Source organism: Candidatus Seribacter sulfatis (assembly GCF_964187635.1).
Lineage (GTDB): Bacteria > Verrucomicrobiota > Verrucomicrobiia > Opitutales > Seribacteraceae > Seribacter > Seribacter sulfatis.
The window spans coordinates 1-9,435 of sequence record NZ_CAXLMO010000082.1; the positions used below are offsets into that span (position 1 = coordinate 1).

Here is a 9,435-nt window from a genome sequence, read left to right on the forward strand (position 1 = left end):
CTTCAAATTCATAATCAGGGCTATTCAAGGGAGCTGAACCTTCCTGTAAGTCAGAACCTAATCATTGATGATGGGTGGCATAACTTAAGAAACGATATTACTGGTTTAATCGGTTTCAAATTCAAACTGAAAGAAAACCAAATCGTGACTCATCTGGGCATGTGGGATGATCACGATCGAGAATCACCTGTACGGGAAGCTCGCGGCGTTCCCATTGAACAAGAATCCGACCAACCCAGCCGATTAGGAAAAAACCCAAGGACTATTAATAAAGAACATCGGATCCGTTTATGGGAAATCAAAAACTCTATTCCACAAGAAATTGCTAGTATTCTAATAACTCCCCAAAAACAGGGCCTCTTAGAGGGTGAATTCAGGTATGTTCAATTAAAAAAACCTATTCATATAACCATTGGTTCAAATTTTATTCTCACCATGTCCACTGCCGCTGGGGATGGTGATCATTTTCATGATGATGCATCATTCGATGGACTTTCTCCTATTATTAACCCGTCGGTAAAGATCCTAAAAAGCGTAATGTTCAGAAATTTGAATATGAACCAACCTTTACAGATTCCATCCTTTGCGGATCTTCATCCCGATTACTCAGCCCATCGGTTTCCTGTCGGCCCAACATTAAAATTCAAATAAACCCAAACCCAAAATAATTATTATTATATATAGATTATAGTTGATATGTAATAATTTATCCTATTACTCTCACATTTATGAATGTTTTATCTGTTTCTACAATTTGCTTCCTTTCTATTCTGGCGAGCCTTCAAGTCGTTGCATCCATCGAGCCTGTCCCCTTTCACAAAGTTGAAATGACAAGCGAATTTTGGAGACCACGCCTAATAACTCAACGAAAAGTACTGGTACCTTTTGCCTTTGAAAAAACCGAACCTGGGGTGGCTCATTTACAGGCTGCTGCTGATTACCTTAAGGGGAAAAAAGTGGACAACCATCGCCCACACCGGTTTATCGACTCTGACCTCTATAAAGTAATGGAAGGAGCTGCCTACTTAGCCCAATTACAAGATGACCCAGAACTTGAATCTCAATTCGATCGAATCGTGGAGGTAATTGCAGCCGCACAGGAACCGGACGGCTATCTTTACCCATCCCATACCACAAAGGTGGGGAGCGACAAAAACATGATGGGAAATAAGCCCTATACTTTCGTTGTGCATAGCCACGAGCTCTACAACATGGGCCATCTTTACGAAGCGGCAATAGCCTATTTTCAGGCAACCGGGAAAGATAAACTTTTAAAAGTAGCCGAGAAGAATGCTGTCCATGTAAACCGAGTCTTTTTTGAAGGAGATCCAAATTACAATAATGGAAAACCAATCCGGCAAGCCCCCGGACATCAGGAAATGGAATTGGCCTTGGTAAAATTATCGAATGTTACCGGCAAGAAACTTTATCTCGAAATGGCCGAAAAATTCCTCGAGATCCGTGGAAAAACTTATGTTCCTGATGGAGAAGGCGTCATGTCTCCCACATACGCACAACAGCATGCTCCCTTGGAAAAACAAAGGGAGGCGGTCGGTCATGCGGTTCGGGCGACCTACTTATACGCGGCAATGGCTGACATCGCGGCGTTAAAACAAAAGAATTCTTACACCAAAGCTTTACACCGTATTTGGGCAGATATTACCGACACCCGGATGCACATAACTGGAGGATTGGGAGCCGTTCATGGAATTGAGGGTTTCGGCCCGCAGTATCTTTTACCCAATGCAGATGCCTTTAACGAAACCTGCGCCGCGGTAGGAAATGTACTCTTCAACTTCAGAATGTTTTTAGTTCATCAGGACGCAAAATACCTGGATGTGGCTGAAGTGTCCTTGCTTAACAATGTTTTGGCTGCGGTCAATTTGGAAGGGAATAAGTTCTTTTATGTAAATCCTTTGGAGGCGGACGGAAAGTATCCTTTCAATCATGGTACTGCCGGTCGTGCCCCTTGGTTTGGAACTGCATGTTGTCCGAGTAACATGGCCCGTCTTTTACCTCAGGTACAAGGGATGACCTATGCCCACAACGAAGAAAATCTTTATTTGGCGATGTATGCAGACACCTCCACAAGTTTAAAGATCGCCGGGACAGATTTAGCTATCAATCAAACAACGGACTACCCAAACGATGGGAAAATTAAGATTTCTCTTAATCCAAAAAAACCATCTAGCTTTAAGGTTCATCTTCGAATTCCCACCTGGGCAGGTAATCAGTTTGTACCTGGGAAACTTTATAAATATCTAAATCCAAAGAAAGAAAGTTGGAGCCTCACAGTCAACGGATCCAAGACCCAGGCCAAAGTCGAAAAGGGATTTGCGATCATCGAACGGAAGTGGAAAAAAGGAGATCAAATAATCCTCGATCTCCCCATGCCTTTACGAATTAATCAATGTGACAAACGGGTGGAGGAAAACCATAACCGCCTTGCATTCACACGGGGGCCTTTCGTTTTATGTGCTGAAGAAATTGATAATGGTGGTGCGACCCAGCGCTTTTTTCTTGATCAAGAATATGTGGAAACGAAATATAATTTAAGCAAAGTAAAACTTGCAAGTGGATCTTTTTCGCAAATCAAAACAATGGCTAATGCCGTTAATGAATCGGGAGGAGAGGAAGATAAAAGCCTATCCTTAATTCCCTATTATGCATGGAATAACCGTCAACCTGGATCCATGACCATTTGGTTCCCCACGACTCCAAAACTTGCCGTTTTTGATCCTCACAGACTTCCTAAGAAAAGTGTATTTTCTAATATCAAAGCTTCCCACACCTCCGACTTGGATACCGTAAGTGCAGTCGGAGATGGCAAGGAACCAAAGTGGTCGAGTGGAAAAAACGTGCCACGCTGGACCAGTCGGCCACAGCTTGGAAAGACCCAGTGGGTCGAAGGACACTTCCCAGAATCGAAAAAGGTTCGCGATATCGGAGTCTACTGGATGCAGGATCAACAGGATGTAAAATTTCCCAAAGAATGGTCGCTTGAGATCAGACATGACGGGAAATGGAAACCTTTTGAATTATATGTCACAGATCGCTATGACAATCGTGCCAACCAATATAATGTCATTCACCCAGCTGCACCACTCACTTGTGATGCCATTCGGATTAACATGGTGCCTCAACCGGATGCCGCCGTGGGAATCCTCGAGGTGCAGGTCGCATTTGAAAAATAGGTTTATTTTTACTTTTAGGTATGATCTTTAGGTCACTCCCAGTCCGGCTCTTTTTTTCCTGTTTGGCTCTGCTTTCAGTATGCTCAAATGTATTCGCAAAAGAAAGTTCTCTCTGCGATAAACTTGAGCAGTCTATTCAGGGAAGAAAGCACGGATTCCTAGCAGGTAACCTTGCCTATTATGTGGGAGGGTTCCATGCAAGTTGGGAATTAATAGAAGATGAAACCATTGGTCTTACCCATCCCTTTTACCATGATCTCCGAAGTCGTGGAGCCGGGTTGCTCAATAGTCAACTTCCTGGAAGTGAACATACAGGCGTTGGAAATGACTACCGGGGCTGGGAATTCTACAAGGACACCCGAGTTCTGTACGGCACTGTCATTATTGGGGACAAGGTATATAAACACCCCGCCCCCACTCGAATGAGTTGGCGACCCGATAAAATGATTTGTGAGTATGAAATAAATGGAGTCACCATTCGCGAGGAAAAATTTATCAGCGCAAAAGACGCCGCTGCCTCAATCATCACATCCTCTGAGCCGATTACCCTCAGATTTGAAGGGCACAGTTTTTATGTTCGTCACAGCGTTTCTTCGAATGCCTCTGCTCGATACGACTCATCTACGAATTCGATCCTCATCCGCGAAGGAGGAACCGTTCGCTCCCTTCCCGACCCCGACCGACCTGAAAGAATTGGTCCCTGTGTTTATAAGGGGATGACCACTGCCCTCTCCTCCTCGAAGGACTTTTCTAAAACCCTGAAACTCGACCGGGATGACCGCGGCGTATGGAAATATTCCTTTGAAATTCCGTGCGACTTACAGGGAACTACTGTGTCTTGGTCCATGCACGACGATCAAAATATTGCCAAGAATACAGGCAGAGAAACCAGCCTCCTTGCACCGGCATTACTGAAAGAGAAAACGGTAGAGATGAATAATATTCTTACTCAGGAAATCCCGCAGTTTCGCTGCAGTGATTCAAAATTTGAGGATATTTATTACTACCTTTGGTCTCTCCATATGATGTATTACATCAATGTACAAAAAGGGTGGGAAATGGAAAATCATACCCAGTCTGCGGTGAATAACTTCCTCGGTATTCACCGGTATGATGCCTGCTTTCAAATAAAAGTGGGGGCATGGGCACGGGATAAGCCGAGGTTTGCCTACGGGAATGTGTTAACCTGGAAACACTTGGTAGAGAATGGCCGGTATCGGGAAACCAATGACGGTCATATTTTTCTCTCCGACAACAAGGGCGTTGGTTGGCACTCGGGTGCCTATGGTGGAGAATTAGCCGAACATGTCCTAGGGGCCTGGCAAATTTATCAACACACGGGCGATCGCGATTTTATACGCAAGTGCTACCAAAGATATTTCCGGAAAGTTTTCTGGAAGAACTTGGTTGGATTTGCCATGAATGACGCAGAAGTGGGAAAAGTCCTCGAAAAAATGGCTGTGATTTCTGGAAACAATTCAGATGTCGACCATTGGAAAAAGCGAATCAACCAAGACCCAAAACACCTTCGACTTATGTTTGATCAACGCTGGGAAGCGAATGGACATAAAGATTATTTCATGGGTGGAAGAGATGGTATGCTCATGACCACCGCTTTTTGGGCTATGCGTTCCAAGCACTTCCCCCGCGAATATGCGGAAAGATTGATTCACTCATGGGCCTTAAATAAAGAACGTGGATTTTTCGGTGAGTTCTTTCCCTCAGCGATGGCAAAAAAATCAATGAGTCTTTTCAACTCTGCGGACGATCAGTCCTTTGGCTATACCCCGGATACAGCCTACTTCACCTTAGATGGAATTTTTCGCCAGGGGTTTCCAAAAATTGCTTCCGATCTGACTCTTAATCACTTGGAAAATTATAACTTTCATAAGGAATGGGGAATTCCAGTGGCCCCGGAGGCCTACCGGCGTGACCTTGCCTTGTTTGGCGACCAATATTCCAATTTTAATGCCGGTAAAATCCTTCTCTTTCTTGAAGGATTGGCTGGCTTATCCTATTCAATCCCAGACAATATATTTAAGGTTAAAGATTCCCTGCCCATCGGGTGGGACTGGATGGAATTCGATATTCCCATAGGTAATCAAGATGGTTGGACCCAAGTTCGATTCGAACGCAAAAAAGGTTTCCTGGGAGAGAAGAAAAAATCGATTACTGTTTCCAACTGCCCACTTCGGATTCACTTTGAGCCTTGGCTGGATCAAAGTGAACTTTCCCGGGATCCTCAATTGAACGGAGCCACTTTTACCGAGCAAAATGCAACCCATCCTGACTACCTATCCTTTTTGGCCGATGAAAAGTCAGCCAAAACTTCAATTACTCTTTCTTTCAAATGATCTTTCAAAAAATTCGTCATTTGTTCCTTTTTTTTATTCCGTTTATTTTTTCCCTGTATGCGGAGAAACCAAATATTATTTTTGTATTGGCGGATGATTTGGGCTGGGCCGAATTGGGTTGCTATGGAAACACTTTTAATGAAACCCCCAACCTGGATAAACTAGCCAAGCAAGGAGTCCGCTTCACCCATGCCTATGCAGCGGCACCTGTTTGTTCTCCTTACCGAGCCGCCCTGCTAACCGGTCAACACCCTGCCCGGATGGGTATACTGGACTACCTCCGTCCAAATTCATCTAATGCCCTGCCGGTTAGCCAGTTAACCCTTCCCAAAATCCTAAAACGCAATGGGTATAAGACAGCTATGGTGGGCAAGTGGCACCTGACTGGATATAAATATCAGGATGCACAATTTGAGGTGCGACCCAAGGACCATGGTTTCGACTGGAATATTGGAAGTGAGATTAAGGGCGTGGGGAATGGGGCCAATTTTTGGCCTTATGTATTTCGTACCCAGCCGATTCGATGGCTTGATATTCCAAATAATCGGATGGGAAAAGAAGAATACTTAACCGACCGCTTGAACCTGGAAGCAGTTGATTTCATCGAGCGAAATCAAGATAAGCCCTTCTTTCTCTACCTAAGCCACTATGCACCTCATACGATTTTAAATGGTCGGCCCGACCTCGTAAAAAAATATCGGGAAAAATACACGCCTGGACAAACAGGCAGGACAAACTGTTACCTGTGCAAAGATGCGGGCTTCTCGGGAGAAGACTGTGAACATTGGGCACAGGATCATAACCCACACCTTGCTGCGATGCTTGAAAGCATTGACCACGGGGTTGGACTCCTGATGAAAAAACTCGATTCTCTTGGCATTACAGAAAACACCATTTTCATTTTTTCCAGTGACAATGGAGGAGAAACCAATGTCACATCCAATGCCCCACTTCGTGGCGGCAAAAGCCAGTTATATGAGGGTGGCATTCGGGTTCCCCTAATCGTTCGCTGGCCCGATGGAAATATCCCGCGAGCCAAAACCTGTGCCCAACCGGTAGTTAATCATGACTTCTACCCCACCCTGCTCGAGGCAGCAGGCATCGAACCCGATCCCAAGCAGGAACTGGATGGAGTATCCACCCTGGACACTTGGCGAAATCCATCTTCCGCTGTCTCGCGTAAATCCCTGCATTGGCACTACCCATTGGATCGGCCTCACTTTCTTGGCGGAATCTCCAGTGGTGCCATCCGCCATGGGAATTGGAAATTAATTGAATACTTTGATCCGAAGAAGTCTGAACAGTTTGAACTTTTTAATCTGAAAAATGATCCGTCGGAAAAAACAAATCTAGCAGAATCCAAATCGGAAGTTGTTCAAAAACTTTACCGTGACCTTCAGGTTTGGCGTGAAAAAATTGGTGCACAGATACCGTCCCGACCTTTGCTTACTCAGACACGAAATCTCCTCTTCGGTGAACATTTCTCAGAAGGTCAGGTCAGCAAGAATTGGTTTTTTCAAAAGGAATGGCAGGTGGAAGGTGGAGTTCTATTATGCAACCAAAAGGGAAATACAAATAAACGGATTTTTTACAAAGATCCAAATTTCCAGGATGCTTTGATACGATTTGATTTTCAATTTAATGGAGCCACAGATATTCGCTTAATCACGGGTTCAAATGGTAGTTACAAGACCGAACTCCATATTCAAAAAGACAATTTTTTTATTCAAACCGCACAAGACAAAAAAGGGACATGGTTTCCGACGAGACATGGCGAATGTGCTCACGATTTCAAAGAAGGCAAATGGTATACGATGACCATCGAATTTATCGATGATCATCTAGTTGCTCATCTCGACCACAAACACATGGTTTATGCAAAACACCCGATGATTAAAAAGCAACGGACTGATCTTGCCTTTCAGGTAGATCAGGCAGGAGCTTCCTTTGATAACCTGCAGGTTTTTCAAGTTGGGCAGCATCCTGAACAAAATAATAATCTTGATCTAATTCAAGAGAATGAGGCTCGTAATCGTAATCTGTTAAAACGCAGAAAGACCCTCGACGAGCAGTAAAGTATGAAAGTATATGTTCACAGAGATGATAAAAATTTCGGTCCCTACTCCGTTGCTCAGCTGAGGGAATACCTCAAGGCGAAAAACTTTACTGAGGATGATCTGGCCTGTTATGATGGAGCCAATTGGGTCAAGTTATCTTTGGTTCCCGGTATCTCTGAAAACCCCCTGCCCGCCCGAGAAGAACCCGAGCAGAAGGATAGGAATCCGGAGCGCACCCCATCCGTAAAGGTGCGGGCAACGCTTGAACAACAGACCGCCAAACCGGTTCCCAAAACCCGTAGAAAAATTTATGTTCTCAGCGGGGTGGCTTTAGTTTCAATTTCTTTGATCGGAGGTATTATCTACTTTTTTACAGGTGAAAAGACTGATTCAAGCACACAAACCACCGGTTCAAATAATGCAATTGAAGCTATTTCATTGAGCGAAAAAAAACCTTCCGGAACCACCTCATTTGATCCGCGCCCGGCCGCTGAAAAAATCGACGAACTCCTGAATGCTCACTTAAAAAGTGAGAACCTGAACCCCAATCCTCTTATCAGTGACGGTCTATTCCTCCGACGAATTTACCTCTCGATCATCGGCCGTATTCCCACGATTTTAGAAGCAAATAATTTCCTCAATTCCACCTCCAAAAACAAACATTCAGAACTGATTCAAAAATTACTTTCAAATGATGCGGGCTACACGGCTCATCACTATCAATTTTGGGCGGATCTGCTGCGGATTCCCACTAATGTTGATTATACTCTTTATTATCGGGAATGGATCAAAGACCAGATAAGAAACAACACTCCTTACGATGACCTCGTACACCAACTGGTAAGCGGGCATGGACTGATTTTTGACAACCCTGCCGCCGCCTACTATCTGCGTGATGCAGGTATGGCCCTCGACAATATGTCCAATTCAGTCCGTATCTTCCTGGGTACCCGTTTGGAATGTGCTCAGTGCCACGACCACCCCTTCGACAAATGGACCCAAATGGATTATTTCAAAATGGCTGCTTATACCTATGATTTTGATGTTCGTATGGGGGTGGCCAAAAATTCAAACCGTCAGCGGGTCTATCAGGATTTTGGAAAAAGAAAGAATGCTGCTTATAAGAAAGAGGCAGGTTTTGAAGACTTTCCCCATATTCATGATGAATCAAAAATCGACGAATGGCTTGGTCAGCCGTATGCACCGGGTTACCTAGAACGAAATAACCTCACCAAGGAACAATTCAAAGAAGCCGCAGTTCGGGCCATTGCGGCTCGAAAAAAAGTCGAAGATTTTGACAACCCGGTTTCTCAGTCTGTCAACATGCTTTATGGGCATATTTCTAATGTTCAGGTAAAGCACCATGACGACAAACCCCTCAAACTCCCTCACGATTACATGTATGACAATGGTGCTCCCGAGGAGATTGTTAAACCCGGCACTATGTTTGGACCGGAAATCCCTCACCTTGAAGATCAGACGGAACGAAAAAATGCCTATGCAGACTGGTTAACCTCTCCCGAAAATCCTCGCTTCACCCGAGTGATTGTTAATCGGCTTTGGAAACGAGCGTTTGGTCACGGAATCTTTGAACCTGTGGACAACCTGACGGATCGAACCGAAATCAACCAACCAGCATTACTCCGTTTTCTTGAAAATTTAATGCAGGAACTTGATTACGACATCCGTGCTTTTCAAAATGTTCTCTTTCACACTGAACTTTTCCGCAGGGAAATGCATCTGGAAGATCATTCCCCGGGAATGAAATTTCATTTTGCCGGCCCGCTGTTAAAGCGAATGAGTGCCGAACAAATCTGGGATTCCATTACC

At 44.5% G+C, this 9,435-nt stretch carries 5 protein-coding genes; all 5 read left to right on the top strand.

The annotated features are described in order from the left end of the window. On the top strand, window positions 1-651 hold a 651-nt coding region (locus ACKPQ5_RS08110; RefSeq protein ID WP_407678602.1), incomplete at its 5' end, for a hypothetical protein. A gap of 77 nt (window positions 652-728) precedes the next feature. Further along, complete coding sequence (locus ACKPQ5_RS08115) at window positions 729-3,194, top strand: glycoside hydrolase family 127 protein (RefSeq protein ID WP_407678603.1); 2,466 nt, start codon at window positions 729-731, stop codon at window positions 3,192-3,194. Between the two features lie 20 nt (window positions 3,195-3,214). After that, window positions 3,215-5,548 carry a hypothetical protein gene (locus ACKPQ5_RS08120; RefSeq protein ID WP_407678604.1) on the top strand — a complete coding sequence of 778 codons (2,334 nt, stop codon included), beginning with the start codon at window positions 3,215-3,217 and terminating at the stop codon, window positions 5,546-5,548. Then, the gene (locus ACKPQ5_RS08125) at window positions 5,545-7,623 is read left to right on the top strand and encodes a sulfatase-like hydrolase/transferase (RefSeq protein ID WP_407678605.1); all 2,079 of its coding nucleotides are present in this window, start codon (window positions 5,545-5,547) and stop codon (window positions 7,621-7,623) included. The genes ACKPQ5_RS08120 and ACKPQ5_RS08125 overlap by 4 nt, the downstream gene beginning before the upstream one ends. Window positions 7,624-7,626: 3 nt before the next feature. Continuing rightward, window positions 7,627-9,435 (top strand): DUF1549 domain-containing protein (locus ACKPQ5_RS08130; RefSeq protein ID WP_407678606.1); only part of this gene is annotated, 1,809 nt, incomplete at its 3' end.